The organism is Pantoea sp. EKM103V (assembly GCF_011800365.1).
Lineage (GTDB): Bacteria > Pseudomonadota > Gammaproteobacteria > Enterobacterales > Enterobacteriaceae > Pantoea > Pantoea anthophila.
In genome coordinates, this window is sequence record NZ_JAALFQ010000002.1 from 287,463 (window position 1) to 304,815 (window position 17,353).

The window sequence follows — 17,353 nt, forward strand, 5'->3', positions numbered from 1 at the left end:
GGTTTACCACCAGATTTCCATCTGCGCGCCGAAGGTAAATTCATCGTTATTACCGCGGCTGTTGGTCAGGATGCCGTTGCCGGTAGAGTCAGCCGAGGCGAAGGTGGTGAGATCGCCGGCGCTGTCTTTGTTGTAGCCCCACTTCTCATCCCATTTGGCATAGGTAGCGAACAGACGCAGCGCCGGACGTGACCAGATGCTGTCACCCGCCTGCCACTGCTGTGCCAGCGTCACTTTGTACTGACCGTTGCGCTCGCTGGCCTGCTGTGACTTCACATTGTCATAGCCCAGTTCCAGCAACGTACTCATGATCGGCGTCCATTTGTACATCGGACGCACGCCGACGGTGTACCACTCGGTGCCGCGGTCGTTATCCAGATCGATGTTCTGATACATGGCGACATACATCAGGTCCCAGCGTTCTGCCAGCGAGATCGCCCCGTGGTCGAGGATGCGGTACATGTCACCGTTGTTATTGAGACTGGTGCCCTGCGGCACCCCTTTGCCCTGCGAGGTCATCGCGTCGGTGGCGTACTGCAGTACAAACTTGTTGTAGCCCTTGAGCATGCTCTGGGTATGTTCGGCGGTGAACATCCAGCCATCTTTTGAGGCGCCATCTTCCAGACGATAGTCGTCACGGGCATTGGCACGACCGTAATCGACCCCCAGCTCCAGCACGCCATCCGGGTTGGTTTCCAGGCCCGCCAGGCGCACATCAAACACGTCATTCGCGGTGCTGGTGGCGAAGTCACGGATACGATCGCTGGAGAAGGTGTAAGAACCGCCCGCTTCCGAAGAGCGGGTTGCCGCGAAGGAGAGTTTACCGAAGCCGAGATCGACATCTTCCAGACCGGCACCCGGTCCGGAGATATCCCAGTAGTAGAAGTCGATCATATGAACGTCATGACGCTGATAGAAACGCTTACCGGCCCAGAGGGTCGATCCTGGCAGCGCATCGATCAGGTTTTTCCCTTTTACGTTGGCTTCACGGAATGCCGGTGAGGTGGCTTCCCAGTCGTTCTGCTGGGCTACGGAGTAAGCCACGTTGGTGTCGAAATAGAAGCTTTTGTCGCCCTCTTTCCACACTTCCTGGCCTAATTTCAGTTCGGCGTAGGTTTCACATTCGTTGCCCAGACGGTATTTACTTTGAGCACCGGTGGCCTGGAAACATTGCTGTTCGCCACCGCTGCCCGTCCAGCCGATGCCGGAACGGGCATAGCCGGTGAAATCGACCGCCATCGTCGGGGCGGAGAGCGTGCCCACCGCGACGGCAACGGCAAGGGGAAGTTTGCGCAGAGTTAACATTTTCTATCTCCTGAGGTCATGGCTTTTATTGTTTTGGCAGGGCTACACACCCGGCTCCTGGTACAGCCTGCGGCACGCGCTCCCGTCCTCGCGGAACAGGTGACAACGCTCGGGCGGCAGGCCAATCGCCAGGATCGCGCCCTCTTTTACCAGCACGACGTCCTCCTGGCGGTAGACCAGGTTCTGACGGATTGCGGGAATCTCGATGTGGATCTGTGTTTCATGCCCCAGCTGTTCCACCACCTGCACTTCCCCTTCAAGGGTGACGTCGGCGATATCGCTGGAGAGCAGATGTTCCGGGCGAATGCCCAGTGACATATTGCTGCCGACCAGTACGCCGGCGCTGTCAACCGGCAGCCAGACCAGCTGCTGATTCGGCAGACGGACCTGAACCTGATCGAGGGCGGTGGCGGTCACTTTGACCGGCAGGAAATTCATTTTGGGTGAGCCGATAAATCCGGCGACAAAGCGGTTGGCGGGATAGTGATAGAGCTCCAGCGGCTTGCCGACCTGCGCGATGCGCCCGGCATCGAGCACCACAATTTTGTCAGCCAGCGTCATCGCTTCAATCTGATCGTGGGTCACGTAAATCATGGTGCGCTTCAGGCGCTTATGCAGACGAGAGATCTCAATGCGCATCTGAACGCGCAGGGCTGCGTCAAGGTTGGACAGCGGTTCATCCAGCAGGAAGACGCGCGGTTCCGCCACCAGCGTGCGGCCGATGGCGACGCGCTGACGCTGTCCCCCTGAGAGGGCTTTTGGCCGGCGATCGAGCAGGTGCGCCAGCTGCAGAATTTCGGCCACCTGATTGACCCGCTGATGGATTTCAGCCTTTTTTACCCCGGCCAGTTTCAGGCCAAAAGACATGTTTTCCGCTACGGACAGGTGCGGATAGAGCGCATAAGACTGAAACACCATGCCGATGCCGCGCTCGGCAGGCGGCACCTCATTCATGCGCCGGTCGCCAATGAGCAGCTCGCCGCTGGTGATGGTTTCCAGTCCGGCAATCATGCGCAGCAGCGTCGATTTGCCACAGCCCGACGGGCCGACGAAAACAACAAATTCCCCTTCACGAATGGTGAGATCGATCTCTTTCGACACCACCGTTTCGCCCCAGGCTTTTGTGACATTGCGTAGCACAACGCTCGCCATGATCCCTTCCCTCTTAGCTGCACATTCGTGTCTGCTCAGCGGCAGACGGGTTCCGGGGCTCACTATGCGAGAGGAAACCGGCGGTCACATCCTCCACCGCAGCGCAATCCACTGGGGGAGGAGACGGGAGGAGGAGAAACCGCGGCGGACGAGGCAGCCAGCGCGCCGCCGCGGTTTTTTGTGATCGTTCACGCAGACCTGCACGATTTTTTGCCGCGCCATCTCCCGCTCCGGACGCTTTTTGCCAGCGCGATCACAGTGATGGGCGGCGGGGCGTAGAGCAGAGGAGGATGAGATGCCGGTGTGGATACGCACAATGATGCCGACAGAGTCTTCACCACTTCCGCTAACAGGATGAATTTATGACGATGAAAACCGGAGCAAGAATTCTGGCCCTCTCGGCCCTCTCTGCCGTGCTCTTTTCGGCCAGCGCGATGGCAAAGATTGAGGAAGGTAAACTGGTCATCTGGATCAACGGTGACAAGGGCTATAACGGTCTTGCTGAAGTGGGTAAGAAATTCGAGCAGGAGACCGGTATCAAAGTCACCGTTGAACACCCTGACAAAATGGAAGAGAAGTATCCGCAGGTAGCGGCGACGGGCGATGGTCCGGACATTATCTTCTGGGCGCATGACCGGTTTGGCGGCTATGCGCAGTCGGGCCTGCTGGCGGAAATCAGCCCGGATGCCAGCTTCCAGCAGAAGATTTTCCCCTTCACCTGGGATGCGGTTCGCTTTGACGGCAAGCTGATTGGCTACCCGATCTCGGTCGAGTCACTCTCGCTGATCTACAACAAAAAGCTGCTGCCTAATCCGCCCAAAACCTGGGAAGAGATGGCCAGCCTCGATAAGCAACTGCGCGCTAAGGGCAAAAGCGCCATTATGTTCAACCTGCAGGAACCCTACTTCACCTGGCCACTGCTGGCCGCTGGCGGAGCTTACGCCTTTAAGCTGACCGACGGGCGCTATGACGTGAAAGATGTCGGCGTGGATAACGCGGGCGCGAAAGCCGGGATGCAGTTCCTGGTCGATCAGGTCAAAGCTAAAACCCTGAATGCGGATACCGATTATTCGATTGCCGAGGCGGCCTTTAACAAAGGGGAAACCGCGATGACGATCAACGGCCCCTGGGCATGGAGCAACATCGACAAGAGCGGGATCGACTATGGCGTGACCACGCTGCCAACGCTGAACGGTAAACCCTCTAAGGCGTTTGTTGGTGTGCTGAGTGCCGGGATCAACGCCGCCAGTCCCAATAAAGAGCTGGCGAAGGAGTTCCTGGAGAACTACCTGCTGACCGATGCCGGCCTGGATGCGGTCAACAAAGATAAGCCGCTTGGCGCGGTGGCGCTGAAATCGTTCCAGCAGACGCTGGAGAAAGATTCCCGTATCGCCGCCACCATGACCAATGCCCGTCAGGGTGACATCATGCCGAATATCCCGCAGATGGCCGCATTCTGGTATGCGATGCGCACCGCCACGCTGAATGCCCTGGGCGGTCGTCAGAGCGTTGACGCCGCACTGAAAGATGCCCAGGCCCGTCTGAAGAAATAATTTTTCCCTGCCGCCGGGGCAACCCGGCCTGAGTGACCGTTAAGGAAAACCGCATCATGTCAGGAAAACCGAAAACGCACAGTCTGCTGTTAAAGGGCGTTCTCATCGGAATGGGCTGTCTGCTGGTCGGCTATCTGCTGGTGCTGATGTACGCGCAGGGCGAATATCTGTTTGCGCTGCTGACGCTGATCCTCAGTGCCACCGGGCTGTGGATTTACGCCAACCGTCGCGCCTATGCGTGGCGTTATGTTTATCCCGGCGTGGCCGGGATGGCGCTGTTTGTCCTGTTCCCCCTCGCCTGCACCGTGGCCATTGCGTTCACCAACTACAGCAGCACCAATCAGCTGACCTTTGAGCGCGCGCAACAGGTACTGCTGAGCCGCACCTTCCAGTCGGGGGACGCCGTCAGTTTCTCACTCTTCCCGGCAGGCGACCGCTGGCAGCTGGTGCTGAACGACGGCAAAGCAGACTTTGTCTCGCCGCCGTTTCAGTTTGGCGCTGAACAGACGCTGAAAATGGCCCCCGCGACGCCGCCAGCGGGTGAGCGGGCGACCCTGAGGGTCATCACCACCCATCGCCAGGCGCTGAGCCAGATCCGTGCTGAGCTGCCGGATGGCCGTCAGCTGCGGATGAGTTCGCTGCGCCAGTTCTCCGGAACTCAGCCGCTCTACCGGGTGGGCGCGCCGGATGAGCTGATCAATCAGCAGAGTGGCGTGCACTATCGCGCCAATCCGCAGACCGGTTTTTATCAGGCCGTCAACGCCGCGAACAAATGGGACAACGAAACGCTGAGCCCCGGCTTCACCGTGAATACCGGCTGGAAAAACTTCGCGCGGGTCTTTACCGACGAAGGGATTCAGAAACCGTTCCTGGCGATTTTTGGCTGGACGCTCTTCTTCTCGCTGATCACCGTGGTGCTCACCGTCGCCGTCGGCATGGTGCTCGCCTGTCTGGTGCAGTGGGAGGCGCTGCGCGGCAAAGCCGTTTACCGGGTGATGCTGATCCTGCCCTATGCCGTGCCAGCGTTTATCTCAATTCTGATTTTCAAGGGGCTGTTTAACCAGAGCTTCGGGGAGATTAACGTGATGCTCAGCGCGCTGTTTGGTGTAAAACCCGCCTGGTTCAGCGATCCGACGCTGGCGCGTACCATGCTGATCATTGTGAATACCTGGCTGGGCTACCCCTACATGATGATCCTCTGCATGGGGCTGCTGAAGGCGATTCCGGACGATCTCTATGAAGCCTCGGCGATGGATGGCGCAGGCCCATTGCAGAACTTTTTCCTGATTACCCTGCCGCTGCTGCTGAAACCGCTGATGCCGCTGATGATTGCCAGCTTTGCCTTCAACTTTAATAACTTTGTGCTGGTGCAGTTACTGACCAACGGCGGGCCCGATCGTCTCGGTACCACCACGCCAGCCGGGTATACGGATCTGCTGGTGAACTACACCTGGCGTATCGCTTTTGAAGGCGGCGGCGGGCAGGACTTTGGTCTGGCGGCGGCGATTGCCACCCTGATATTCCTGCTGGTGGGTGCGCTGGCGGTAATTAACCTGAAAGCCTCGCGGATGAAATTCGACTAAGCGTCTGGCCCGACAGGCGCAGACCCGGACCGTGAGGATGATAAGCACGATCCGGGTTCAGACTGACAAATCAAATCGCCTGAGGGACCAGGTTTAAGGAGCTGTTATGGCTATGGTACAACCCAAATCGCAACGGCTGCGTCTGCTGACCACGCATCTGCTGCTGCTGTTATTTATCGCGGCGATTCTCTTTCCGCTGCTGATGGTGGTGGCGATTTCGCTGCGCGCCGGTAATTTCGCCACCGGCAGCCTCATCCCGGAGCAGATCTCATGGGAGCACTGGCGTCTGGCGCTGGGTTTCAGCGTTGAACATGCGGATGGACGGGTCACACCGCCGCCCTTCCCGGTGCTGCTCTGGTTATGGAACTCGGTTAAGATCGCGGCCATCAGTGCGCTGGGCATCGTGGCGCTCTCCACCACCTGCGCCTATGCGTTTGCCCGCATGCGCTTTACCGGCCGTGCCAGCCTGCTGAAGGGGATGCTGATTTTCCAGATGTTCCCGGCGGTTCTGTCGCTGGTGGCGCTCTATGCGCTGTTTGACCGGCTCGGCCAGTATCTCCCGTTCATCGGGCTGAATACCCATGGCGGCGTGATCTTCGCCTATCTTGGCGGCATTGCGCTGCATGTCTGGACGATAAAAGGCTATTTCGAAACCATCGACGGTTCGCTGGAAGAGGCGGCGGCGCTGGATGGTGCCACCCCGTGGCAGGCGTTCCGGCTGGTGCTGCTGCCGCTGTCGGTGCCGATTCTGGCGGTGGTGTTTATTCTTGCCTTTATCGCGGCGGTGACAGAGGTGCCGGTCGCCTCGCTGCTGCTGCGCGATGTTAACAGCTACACCCTTGCGGTCGGGATGCAGCAGTATCTCAATCCGCAGAACTATCTGTGGGGCGACTTTGCCGCCGCCGCGGTGCTCTCTGCGATTCCGATTACCCTGGTCTTCCTGCTGGCCCAGCGCTGGCTGGTCAGCGGCTTAACCGCGGGCGGGGTGAAAGGCTAAACGATCATCATTGTACGTTGCCACTGCTTACACAACCTCTGTTGTGGTTGAAGGATTCGGCGGCCTGCGGGCCGCCTTTTTTTACGCTTCCTCTGCCGGTGTACGGCTGCCTGCCACCAGCGCCACGACAAGCGCGGTGATCGCCTGCTCGCCTGCCTGTTTATCGATATCGCCCCGTGCCACCGCGCCTGCGATAGCATCCGCGCCCCCCAGCAAGCCCCACATGCCTGCTTCGGCCATCCCACTGCTGCCCGTAAACGGAGCAAACCAGCGCTGACAGCGGGCGATAAAGTCGAGCTGATAGTGACGTTTTACCGCAGCGAGTTCAGGCGTGGTGCTGAGCGCGGACAGCAGTTCAGGAATTTCACGTCCTTCCGTCATCACACAATCCACGTAACAGGCTGCGAGCACGGCCGCTTTTTGCTGCATCTGCATCGGCGCAGCCTCCATGGCTGCTTCCATCCGATCGGTCTGGCGGCGGTCGAAATCGTCATACAATGCCGCCAGCAGACCATGACGGGTCGTGAAGTGATCGTAAACGACGGGCTTACTGACGCCCGCTGCCTCACCCACCCGGGCCAGCGTCAGCGCCTCGCTGCCTTCGGCCTGCATGATCTGCCAGGCGACTTCGGACAGCTGTCTGCGACGCGCCTCGCGTGACAGACGTTTAGGGGCAGACTTTTTCGCGGTCATGCGCTTTCTTCTCGGGCAAAAATCCGTTGCCCCCATTGCTGCGCCCGCTGATAGTGTGACTCAGGAAATCCCTCGTCGCTGGTCAGTAGCAACTCGCTGGTAACCACCGGCGCGCCACAATAATCAAAGATGCCGTGATCGATCAGATTCCGCATGCTGCCGAAATAGCCGCGGCGCATGAAAGTTCGCGTATCGGCTGCACCCAGCGCGATCAGATGCACGGGAAGATGTCCGAGGCGCTTCACTATCCGGTCATCCTGCTCGTCAAAGGCCCAGCCTGCAATAAAGACCCGGTCGATCCAGCCCTTGAGCTGTGCCGGAAATGACCACCAGTAAATCGGGTAGACCAGCACCAGTGCATCAGCACGATCCAGCCGCTGCTGCTCGGCCAGCACATCCGGCGGAGTTGCAGCCTCACCGTTAAAACGTTGATGATCGCTGAGCGTAAAACGCGGGTCGAACCCCTCAGCGGCGAGATCAGCCTGTTCAACCGTATGGTGGCCTGACGCCAGAACCCCCTGCGCAAGCTGGTCCGCAATGCGATGGGTGTGAGCATCATGATTGGGATGGGCAGTTACTATGAGTGCATGCATCGTCGTCACCTTACCTGATTAGCCATTAAGCTACTAAAGGTAGGTTACGGTTAGTAGGTTAGCAAGTGGCAACGTATGCTGAGATTCGGCTGACCGCATTCAGGGTTAAACCCGGTCATCGCCCTGCGGCCAGCCGTTAACGACGATAAGCTAGCGAGCGCACCAGCCAGTCGCCCAGTTTCTGAATCAGCATCACCAGCGCCAGCAGCACGACAATAGTCGCTGCCATGATCTGATTATCAAAGCGCTGATAGCCGTAGCGAATCGCCAGATCCCCCAGTCCGCCGCCGCCGACCACGCCGGCCATCGCCGAGAAGCCAATCAGCATCACAATCGTCAGGATGACCCCTGCCACCAGCGCAGGCAGCGCCTCCGGCAGCAGCACGCGGCTGACGATATGCCACAGATTGCCCCCCATCGACACCACCGCCTCAATGCGGCCGCGATCGACTTCATCCAGCGCGTTTTCCACGATGCGCGCAAAGAAGGGAAACGCCCCCAGGGTAATCGGTACGATCGCAGCGGTACTGCCCAGCGTGGTACCAACCAGCAGGCGGGTAAAGGGGATAAGCGCGATCAGGAGCACGACAAACGGCAGCGCGCGTCCGGTATTCACCAGCGTATTCAGCAGGAGAGAGATAGCGCGATCGGGCAGAATACCCTGTGGGCGGGTCAGAAACAGCAGGACACCCACCGGCAATCCGATAGCGACGGTAAAAAGCGCTGCGAGCAGCACCATATAGAGCGTTTCGCCCGTGGCATTCAGCAGCAGTTCCTGAAAACGATCGCGGGTTATGCTACGCATCGGGTAAGAGCCTCCCGCTGATATTTTTCGATAAACGCCCTGTCCACCTCGCCATCCTTCAGCAGCATCGTGCGGAGACGGCCCTCCTCGCGTCCCATGATCTGGCTGAGGGTGCCGCTTTCCACCAGCTGCCCCTTCTCCAGCAGCGCGGCACCGTCACAGATACGCTTCACGACCGCCATCTCATGCGTGATCAGGACGATGGTGATATTCAGCTGCTGCTGAATATCTGCCAGCAGATCAAGAATGGAGAGGGTGGTTTCCGGGTCCAGTGCACTGGTCGCCTCATCGCACAGCAGGTAGCGGGGACGGGCTGCCAGCGCGCGGGCGATGCCGACGCGCTGTTTCTGTCCCCCGGAGAGCTGCGATGGCCAGGCCGTTGCAAAGGCTGTCAGTCCCACCAGGTCCAGCAGCGAAGTCACGCGGGCGTGGCGTTCGGCCCTGGGTATCCCGGCAATCTCCAGCGCCAGGTCAATATTGTCCCGCACGTTGCGGGAATGGAGCAGATTGAAGTGCTGAAAGATCATCCCCATCTGCTGCCGTTGCTGACGGAGCTGCGCCAGACTCAGCCGGGAGATATCTTCCCCATCGATCTCAATCAGACCGCTGGAGGGACTCTCCAGCCGGTTCAGGCAGCGCAGCAGCGTGCTTTTACCCGCCCCGCTTCGCCCCAGTATGCCGAAGATCGACCCTTCACTAATGGTGAGAGAGATATCGTCTAACGCTGGCGCGGGTGCGCCAGCATACTGTTTGCTGAGGTGACGGATATTAATCATGCTGATTATCCGCGACCGGAATCACGGAGCCCTGGTAGTTTTTCCGGATAAACGCGGCCACCTGCGGCGAACGCAGATCCTTTGCCAGCTGCACGACGCGGGGATCTTTTTCCAGTGCCGGGGTGGTGACCAGCAGGTTGGCATACGGGTTATGCGCAGCGGACTCCAGACCCAGCGCATCTTTGGCCGGATTCAGCCCCGCTTCCAGCGCATAGTTGCCGTTGATGATCGCGGCATCAACATCATCCAGCGAGCGAGGCAACTGAGGCGATTCAATCTCGATGATTTTGATTTTCTTAGGGTTTTCGCTGATATCTTTCGGCGTCACCAGCGTGGAGCCCGCTTCACCCTGCGCCCGGAGTTTAATGACCCCTTTATCCTGCAGCAGCCACAGCGCACGGCTCAGGTTGGTGGTGTTGTTGGGTACCGCAATGCTGGCACCCTCTGGCAACGCCGCCAGCGACTTCACTTTGCGCGAGTAGATGCCCAGCGGCTCAATGTGCACACTGGCGACGACGGCAAAGGTCTTACCCAGCGCCTTTTCCTGATCTTTCAGGTAGGGCAGATGCTGGAAGTAGTTCGCATCCACATCCCCGGAGGCGAGCAGTTCATTGGCGTTTACCCCACCGCTCAGCTCCACGATCCTGATGTCGAGTTTGGGATCCAGCGTTTTAACGTACTCCAGAATTTCGGCATGTGGCACCGGATCCGCAGCCACGCGCAGCGGCGCAGCCTGCAGACTTTGAGCAATCAGCAGTGAAAGACCGGCCAGAGCCAGAACGCGCTTTTTAATCATTATCATTTATCTCTTATGGTTTTAGTGGGAGGTGTGTTCAGGATAAAAACGCTCTGCAACTTCCGGATGCGAACGCAGCCGGCCTTTGAGGTAATTCCAGCCGACTTCACGCAGCAGCGGGTTGAGCGGATCGCTGGCCGGTCCCTGAGCCAGCCCGGCCAGCTGTGGGGGCAGCGGGTAGATCGGCACAACGGCATCGAGCTGCGCACCGAGGAAAAAGGCGATGGAGAGGCGCTCGCGGCTTTGCGAGGGCGATACCACCCGATGAACGGTGGCGCGCAGATAGCCATTGGTCGCCAGCTCCAGCAGCTCGCCAATGTTCACCACAAACGCGCCCGGTTTGGGTAAGGCGTCGATCCAGTTGTCCGGCGTCACTTCCACCTGAAGACCCGGCTGATCGTCCTGCAGCAGCATCGTCAGGAAGCCGGAATCTTTGTGCGCGCCGACGCCCTGGCGGGATTCGCCCTCGCTACGGCCGGGGTAGCGAATAAGCTTGATATGTTCGTTGGGATAGTCGCCATAGAGATTGTCAAAGGCGTTGCGCGGCAGATGGAGCACTTCGGCAAAAGCGCGCAGTAGCTCCAGCGCAACGGCGGTCATCTGCTGCTGCCAGCGGGTGACGACGGTCTGCAGTTCCGGCAGGGCTTCAGGCCACTGATTTGGGCCCTGCATCCGTTGCCAGGTGGGCGAGTCGGCGGTCACGGGCAGCGCTTCGCGTTCAGCACCAATATCAAACTGCTCGCGAAAATCGGGCTGGCTGCGGGTTATTTCCACGCCAGCCAGGTTATAACCGCGAAAATGAGGCGAATTGGCCATCCTGACGGCGCTTTTGTCCGCCTGTGGCAGGGCAAAAAACTGGCGTGCCACCTGCTGAACCTCATCGGATAACGCGCGGTCAATCCCGTGGTTGATCAGATAGAAGAAACCCACCTCACGCGCCGCCTGGCTGAGTTTCTCGCGTGACTGTTGCTGCTGCTGTTGATCTCCCGATAACAGTGCGAAATCAATAACCGGTAATTCTGCTGATGTTAACGCGCCCATGTTTAACACTCTGTTGGTCTGGAATAGCAGTACACTGCCACTGCATTTATGCGTTAACTACCAACTAATCCTGCTATGGATATGCGGCGAACGGAAATATCGCGCTGCACCCCAGTCAAATGATCCGCAGATTACTCTGGTTGCCGGATGAGACATTCTGGCGCACGTCAGGCTTGCCGACGCCTGCTGGCCGGAATCATCCTGCGCCGGATGTTACGAAATGTTTATTGCCGTAAGCAGAGATGAATAAGATTACTATGCTGACTTTGTCAGTAAAAGTAGTTATTTCCGCTGAAAACTTGCAATACCTTACAATTGTGGTCTAAGGTTTGCCCCTGCGGTTAATTGCCGCTTCACTTAAAACTTATTCGGCTTCTTATAGCTTTCATTTCCACGGTTTCTTCTGACCCTTATTTTCGGCTGCGAAAGCTATAAGACTCCTTCATTCAGCAGTTGAGGAGTTTATGGACACCAGAAACAGATCGTCTGACCATGCAAAGAAACATTTCTGGAACAGGAAGCAAAAAGAGCTGACTGTTGATGACATTACCGTGATCGATAACGACATGCTGAAGCGTGCCGTTGGCGCAGCCGCGTTAGGTAATGCGATGGAATGGTTCGACTTCGGCGTTTACAGCTACCTCGCCGTTATCATCGGCAAGGTCTTCTTCCCGGACGCCAACAACGCCGTGCAGCTTATCGCCACCTTTGGTACGTTCGCTGCGGCCTTCCTGGTCCGTCCGATTGGCGGCCTGGTGTTTGGCCCACTGGGTGACCGTATCGGCCGACAGAAAGTGCTGGCGATGACGATGATCATGATGTCGATTGGCACATTCTGTATCGGCCTGATTCCGGCCTATTCCTCTATTGGCATCATGGCACCGATCCTGCTGCTGGTGGCGCGTCTGATCCAGGGCTTTTCGACCGGCGGGGAATATGGCGGCGCAGCGACCTTTATTGCGGAGTACTCTACCGATAAACGCCGAGGCTTCATGGGCAGCTTCCTGGAGTTCGGCACCATTGGTGGTTACCTGCTGGGTGCCAGCCTGGTGACGGTGATGACCACCCTGATGTCAAACGAGGCGATGATGTCCTGGGGCTGGCGCGTGCCCTTCTTTATCGCCGCGCCGCTGGGTCTGTTTGGTCTCTATGTGCGACTGAAGCTGGAAGAGACTCCGGCCTTCCAGCAGCACATGGAAAAACAGGAGGCGCTGGAGCAGAGCAAACCGCGCCTGACCCTGATGCAGATGCTGAGCAAATACCGTGCGCCAATGCTGAAATGTATCGGTCTGGTGCTGCTGTTTAACGTCTCTAACTACATGCTGACCTCTTATATGCCAAGTTATCTGACCGGCGTACTGGGTCTGCCTGAACTGAGTGGCCTGCTGCTGGTGATGGTGGCGATGTTTGTAATGATGCCGCTGACGCTGCTGTGGGGCCGCTGGACGGACCGAATCGGGCGTCGGCCGGTGATTGGCTTTGGTGCGGTGGGCCTGATCCTGCTCGCGATTCCGAGCTTTATGCTGATCGGTTCCGGTAACATGTGGGCAGTATTCGGCGGTCTGCTGATTCTGGGCGTGCTGCACACCTGCTTCAGCGGCACCATGCCTTCAACGCTGCCTGCGCTGTTTACGACCGATATCCGTTACAGTGCGCTGGCCATTGGCTTTAACCTGTCGGTCTCACTGTTTGGCGGAACCACACCGCTGATCACGGCGTGGCTGGTCGATACCAGTAAAAACACCATGATGCCGGCCTACTACATGATGGGTGCGGGTATCATCGGTCTGCTGACTATTCTGACCGTCCGTGAAACCGCCCGGCAGCCGCTCACCGGTTCATCGCCAGCGGTGGCGACCAAAGCGGAAGCACATCGCCTGATTGATAAGCTGCGTAAGCGCTCAAAACCTTCAGCGCCCGCCGCGCATTAAGTTAGAAAACACCCTGCTCTGCAGGGTGTTTTTTTATCTGTCGCCTCTTCCTCTTTTTCCGGCATCACCTCAGCGCCCGGAGTCGTCATCCCTCTGACTTCACGCCCTGCCGGAAACGCGCCACTTTCGCCCGATTACCGCACAGCGCCATGCTGCACCAGCGACGGCGATGCGCTTTGGTACGATCGTAAAACCACAGGTTACAGGCGGGATGTTCACAAGCGCGTACCCGGCTGAAATCCGCCTGGGCCAGCAGGCTGGCAGCCTGTTCTGCAACCCGCCCCAGTCGCTGCATTGCGCTCTGAGCAGGATAAATCCGGCGGATCTGCAACGTCCCCTGCTCTGTGACGAGCTGCATATGGCTGATCGCCTCGCCCAGCCAGGCATTCAGCACCCGCACATCTATCGCTTCACCCGCCTTCTGTTGCTGCACTATGTCGCGAATGTTGTCCCGCAGCTGACGGGCAGCCTGCAACAGCGTGCCAGCTTCAGAGTGCGCTGCCGGGCCGTCTGTAGCCAGTCCGGCCTGCTGAAGCCATGCGTCAACATCCTCATCGGTTTGCCAGAAATCGTGCGGCTGACCGTCCACGATGGCGACGGTATTGATGAAGTCCAGCGCCGGATGATCGGCCAGAAACCACGGCCCCTGCGCGGTGGATGATTGTGTTTCTGCCATGTTAATGCCTCTCATGGGAGTCTCGCCTGACACCTGTGTCACCGATAAAAGACGCATTATACAGTTACAAACAGACCGTGTAACCATTTGAATCATCATTGACAGGTTACCAAAAGGCAGCATAATCAGCATCAGTAACCCCTAATAAACGAATTTACCAGTTACAGGAGTGTCAGCTATGACCGACCACGCTATTAAACATCGCTATCTGCAGGCCGATGGGGTCAATATCTTCTATCGGGAAGCGGGCGATCCTTCCCACCCGGTACTGTTACTGCTGCATGGCTTTCCCACCTCGTCACATCAGTTTCGTCACCTTATTCCTCTGCTGGCTGACAGGTTTCACCTTATCGCGCCCGATCTGCCCGGCTTTGGCTTTACTGACGTTCCCGCTGAGCGTCACTACAGCTGGACTTTCGACGCACTCGGTCAGACGCTGACCGCTTTCGTGGATGCGCTGGGTCTGAAACGTTATGCCCTGTATGTTTTCGACTATGGTGCCCCTGCCGGTCTGCGTCTGGCCCTCGCCCGGCCTGAGCGTGTCAGCGGACTGATATCGCAAAACGGCAATGCCTATCTGGAGGGACTGGGAGAAGCCTGGGCGCCGGTGCGTGCTTACTGGGACGACCCCAGCGAAGCTAAGGGTCAGGTGGTGCGCAACACCGTCCTGACGCCGGAAGCGATCAAGTGGCAATACACGCATGGCGTCAGCGATCCGCAGTTAATTGCGCCGGAGACGTATACGCTGGACACCCTGCTGATGGAGCGACCCGGTAATAAAGCGATTCAGCAGGCGCTGTTTCTCGATTACGCCAGTAATTTGCAGCGCTACCCGGAATTTCAGGCCTTTTTCCGTCAAAAGCAGCTGCCGACGCTGGTGATCTGGGGGAAACACGATCCCTTCTTTATCCCGCCGGGGGCAGCAGCCTGGCAGCGTGACAATCCGCAGGCGGTGGTTGAGATGCTGGATAGCGGGCATTTCGCGCTGGAGACCCATACTCAGCACATTGCAACGCGTATCCGGGAGATGTTCAGCGGCGACTGACAACAGGGGCACAGAAGCTATCCGATACCGCCTCTGTGCCTCTCCCTTCCGTTATTCATTACTGAACCGGCCGACCGTACTGGCCGCGCCCAGCGCATGGCCCTTCAGCTGTGCAATCAGTTCCGCCTGGGTTAACCCCGCTTTTAACTGGCCCGGCGGCAAATCGGTGGCGATCAGCACAAAGTTATAGTGGTGCAGACCGCTACCCGCTGGCGGACAGGGGCCATAATAGTGTGTGGTTCCCGGCGTATTCTTTCCGCCGGTATACCCTTTCCCCTCCGTCAGGGCGCCCTGAGCAAACGATGAACGCGTGGGGGCAATGTTGTAAGCCACCATGTGGGTGACGCCAAGCCCCCTGGCCCCCACCGGATCGGTCATCAGCAGCGCCAGACTGCGGGTGCCCGCCGGAATAGCCGACCAGTTGAGTTCAGGAGAGACATTCTCCCCGGTACAGGAAGGATTACTTTTATTGGCACCGGCAAACTTTTTGTCCAGCAGCGCATTGTCGCTGAAGTCCCGGGATTGCAACGTAAACACGGATGCCGCCAGCGTGGTCATGGGCAGAACGGCCAGCGCCGCCGCGCAGAGTAATTTTTTCAACCGTCACTCCTTATCAGATAGCACCTGAGAAAATTGTCCCGCTACATTGTTTCATTGCCTGCTTACTCTGACGGCTGCGCGACAGAGGCCGCACAGCAGCGTCAGCATTTTCACTTCGCCTTGTTCAGGGCCGCAAAGACGCGTGCGACCGCGACGGCCCCCGGATCGGGCACGCCATTGAGGTTTGTGCTGTTCAGATAGGAGGAGCGACCCGCTTTTGCAGTTCCCATGGTGGCCGTCGCCTCACTGCCCTGCTGCGCCGCTTCTGCTGCCGCCTCCAGTGACTGACCCGCCACCAGCGCCTCAATGGCCGGTTGCAGTGCATCGATCAGTGTCCGGTCGCCCGGCTTTGCCCCGCCATACTGTTTCATCTTCTCCAGCCCCTGCTGCAGGGCGACAGGCAGGGTATCGCCCTCCGCCAGTTGCTGAGCGGCAGCGGTAAAAAAGATCGCCATCAGCACGCCGCTGGAGCCGCCCATCACCGTCGCCAGCCGCTCTCCCGCGACCGCGAGCAGCTCGGGTAAAGCATTCAGTGGCAGCTGATTATCGGCACATTCGCGCTGGATCTGACGCGCGCCCGCGGCAAAGGTCGAACCGGTATCACCGTCCCCGACCTGCGCATCCAGCCGGTTCAGCTCACTTTCGCAGGCCATCAGGGTTTCACAGATAGTGTTCACGCAGGCGGCAACCTGGGGGTTTGCAGAGGGCTGGACCGGGTGGGCTGAGGCCGGAGTGGCGGCACTTACCGGTTCCAGTGGGGCGATTCTCACTGGGGTTACCCAGCCGGTGACCTCAACCGGCGCGCAGAGGGCCTCTTCGAAGAGGGGAGTCAGCCTCATGCAGGTCACGGAAAACCCTTTCATGTCCAGTGCGGTCATCAGCGGCGCAGGCCCCATCAGATAGTTACTGCCCCGGCTGAGCGGTGACGCAATCAGGTCCCGCGTCACCAGACTCATCTCCAGCGCGGACATACCGCCCAGATTATTCACCAGCAGCGCGCAGGGTTCCTCATTCTCCGGCATCACCTTCTCCAGCAGCTGCTGAACAATCTGCTGACTGTTCTGGCTCTGCATCACCTCAACACCCGGTTCTCCGTGAATGCCCAGTCCCATTTCGACACTGCCTTCCGGCACCCGCTGGCTGACCGGCTCATCCGGCAGATGGCAGCCGGAGAGCGCCACGCCCATCGACGCGATGGCCTGGCTGGCCGCCTGCGCGGCCGCGGTGACTGCCGCCAGGTCATCACCCCGTTCGGCGACGTAGCCCGCCACCTTGTGCACCAGCAGGGTACCGGCCAATCCGCGCGGCTGAGGATTCTCCGGCAGGGCCACATCATCACCGACAATCACCATGTTGACGCTGTATCCCGCCTTACGCGCCTTCTCTGCCGCCAGGCCAAAGTTAAGCCGATCGCCGGTGTAATTTTTTACAATCAGCAGGCATCCGGCTTCCCCGGTAAGATTGACGATGGCGTGATACACCGCGTCTACGCTGGGTGAAGCAAAGAGATCGCCACAAACGGCGGCCGTCAGCATCCCTTTACCGATAAATCCGACATGCGCCGGTTCATGTCCGGCTCCCCCGCCGGAGATCAGCGCCACCTGCTGTTTCTGCCAGTCCCGACGCATGACAATGCGGATTCGCGGCGCGACCTGTAGCCGCACCAGATTGCGCCACGGGCTGGCGTAAATCATGCCATCTAACGCGCTGTCGACGAGGTCGTCCTTGTTATTCAGTACAAATCGGGTCATCTCTTCATTCCTCATGGGCGTACGAAGGGGGGATTAAACAAGTGTTGCACATAACC

Annotated in this window: 16 protein-coding genes; 5 read left to right on the forward strand and 11 right to left on the reverse strand. The window is 58.7% G+C overall.

Features of this window, described 5'->3' with window-relative positions; all coding sequences use genetic code 11:
* Positions 1-3: 3 nt before the first annotated feature.
* Together HFD97_RS07675 and malK are read right to left on the reverse strand one after the other, a co-directional pair.
* Positions 4-1,305, reverse strand: a complete 1,302-nt coding sequence (locus HFD97_RS07675) for a maltoporin (protein WP_009093047.1) — start codon at positions 1,303-1,305, stop codon at positions 4-6.
* A gap of 42 nt (positions 1,306-1,347) precedes the next feature.
* On the reverse strand, positions 1,348-2,457 hold the full coding sequence (malK, locus tag HFD97_RS07680; protein WP_009093048.1) for a maltose/maltodextrin ABC transporter ATP-binding protein MalK: 1,110 nt from the start codon (positions 2,455-2,457) through the stop codon (positions 1,348-1,350).
* Between the two features lie 362 nt (positions 2,458-2,819).
* On the opposite strand from malK, the gene malE reads away from it, so the two are divergent.
* From malE to malG, 3 genes are all read left to right on the forward strand, one after another.
* The gene (malE, locus tag HFD97_RS07685) at positions 2,820-4,010 is read left to right on the forward strand and encodes a maltose/maltodextrin ABC transporter substrate-binding protein MalE (protein ID WP_167431699.1); all 1,191 of its coding nucleotides are present in this window, start codon (positions 2,820-2,822) and stop codon (positions 4,008-4,010) included.
* A gap of 56 nt (positions 4,011-4,066) precedes the next feature.
* Positions 4,067-5,593 carry a maltose ABC transporter permease MalF gene (gene malF / locus HFD97_RS07690; protein ID WP_167431700.1) on the forward strand — a complete coding sequence of 509 codons (1,527 nt, stop codon included), beginning with the start codon at positions 4,067-4,069 and terminating at the stop codon, positions 5,591-5,593.
* 106 nt (positions 5,594-5,699) lie between these two features.
* The gene (gene malG, locus HFD97_RS07695; RefSeq protein ID WP_009093054.1) at positions 5,700-6,590 is read left to right on the forward strand and encodes a maltose ABC transporter permease MalG; all 891 of its coding nucleotides are present in this window, start codon (positions 5,700-5,702) and stop codon (positions 6,588-6,590) included.
* An 81-nt stretch (positions 6,591-6,671) separates the two neighbouring features.
* Here malG and HFD97_RS07700 read toward each other — a convergent pair whose 3' ends face one another.
* The 6 genes from HFD97_RS07700 to HFD97_RS07725 all read right to left on the reverse strand — a co-directional run bounded on the left by HFD97_RS07700 (position 6,672) and on the right by HFD97_RS07725 (position 11,294).
* Complete coding sequence (locus tag HFD97_RS07700; protein WP_167431701.1) at positions 6,672-7,283, reverse strand: TetR/AcrR family transcriptional regulator; 612 nt, start codon at positions 7,281-7,283, stop codon at positions 6,672-6,674.
* The gene (locus HFD97_RS07705; protein WP_058957798.1) at positions 7,280-7,876 is read right to left on the reverse strand and encodes an NAD(P)H-dependent oxidoreductase; all 597 of its coding nucleotides are present in this window, start codon (positions 7,874-7,876) and stop codon (positions 7,280-7,282) included. The genes HFD97_RS07700 and HFD97_RS07705 overlap by 4 nt, the downstream gene beginning before the upstream one ends.
* 136 nt (positions 7,877-8,012) lie before the next feature.
* Positions 8,013-8,681 (reverse strand): methionine ABC transporter permease, encoded by a 669-nt coding sequence (locus tag HFD97_RS07710; protein ID WP_167431702.1) that lies wholly within the window; start codon positions 8,679-8,681, stop codon positions 8,013-8,015.
* Positions 8,669-9,457: a methionine ABC transporter ATP-binding protein gene (locus tag HFD97_RS07715; RefSeq protein WP_167431703.1), complete on the reverse strand. Its 789-nt coding sequence runs from the start codon at positions 9,455-9,457 to the stop codon at positions 8,669-8,671. Before HFD97_RS07715 ends, HFD97_RS07710 begins: the two co-directional genes overlap by 13 nt.
* Positions 9,450-10,253 carry a MetQ/NlpA family ABC transporter substrate-binding protein gene (locus HFD97_RS07720; RefSeq protein WP_033736835.1) on the reverse strand — a complete coding sequence of 268 codons (804 nt, stop codon included), beginning with the start codon at positions 10,251-10,253 and terminating at the stop codon, positions 9,450-9,452. The genes HFD97_RS07715 and HFD97_RS07720 overlap by 8 nt, the downstream gene beginning before the upstream one ends.
* A 21-nt stretch (positions 10,254-10,274) precedes the next feature.
* Complete coding sequence (locus HFD97_RS07725) at positions 10,275-11,294, reverse strand: isopenicillin N synthase family oxygenase (protein WP_167431704.1); 1,020 nt, start codon at positions 11,292-11,294, stop codon at positions 10,275-10,277.
* A 464-nt stretch (positions 11,295-11,758) separates the two neighbouring features.
* Between HFD97_RS07725 and proP the strand changes: the two genes are divergently transcribed.
* A complete protein-coding gene (gene proP, locus HFD97_RS07730) occupies positions 11,759-13,225 on the forward strand; it encodes a glycine betaine/L-proline transporter ProP (protein ID WP_009093065.1) in 1,467 nt (488 codons plus the stop codon).
* An 85-nt stretch (positions 13,226-13,310) separates the two neighbouring features.
* Here proP and HFD97_RS07735 read toward each other — a convergent pair whose 3' ends face one another.
* Positions 13,311-13,901, reverse strand: a complete 591-nt coding sequence (locus HFD97_RS07735; protein WP_167431705.1) for an ABATE domain-containing protein — start codon at positions 13,899-13,901, stop codon at positions 13,311-13,313.
* 178 nt (positions 13,902-14,079) lie between these two features.
* Here HFD97_RS07735 and HFD97_RS07740 point away from each other — a divergent pair, with 178 nt between their 5' ends.
* Complete coding sequence (locus HFD97_RS07740; RefSeq protein ID WP_167431706.1) at positions 14,080-14,946, forward strand: alpha/beta fold hydrolase; 867 nt, start codon at positions 14,080-14,082, stop codon at positions 14,944-14,946.
* A 51-nt stretch (positions 14,947-14,997) separates the two neighbouring features.
* Here the strand turns inward: HFD97_RS07740 and HFD97_RS07745 are convergent, their stop codons facing one another.
* Positions 14,998-15,546 carry a YbhB/YbcL family Raf kinase inhibitor-like protein gene (locus tag HFD97_RS07745; protein ID WP_167428665.1) on the reverse strand — a complete coding sequence of 183 codons (549 nt, stop codon included), beginning with the start codon at positions 15,544-15,546 and terminating at the stop codon, positions 14,998-15,000.
* Positions 15,547-15,656: 110 nt separating this feature from the next.
* Positions 15,657-17,297, reverse strand: a complete 1,641-nt coding sequence (locus tag HFD97_RS07750) for a dihydroxyacetone kinase subunit DhaK (RefSeq protein ID WP_167431707.1) — start codon at positions 17,295-17,297, stop codon at positions 15,657-15,659.
* Positions 17,298-17,353: the final 56 nt, after the last annotated feature.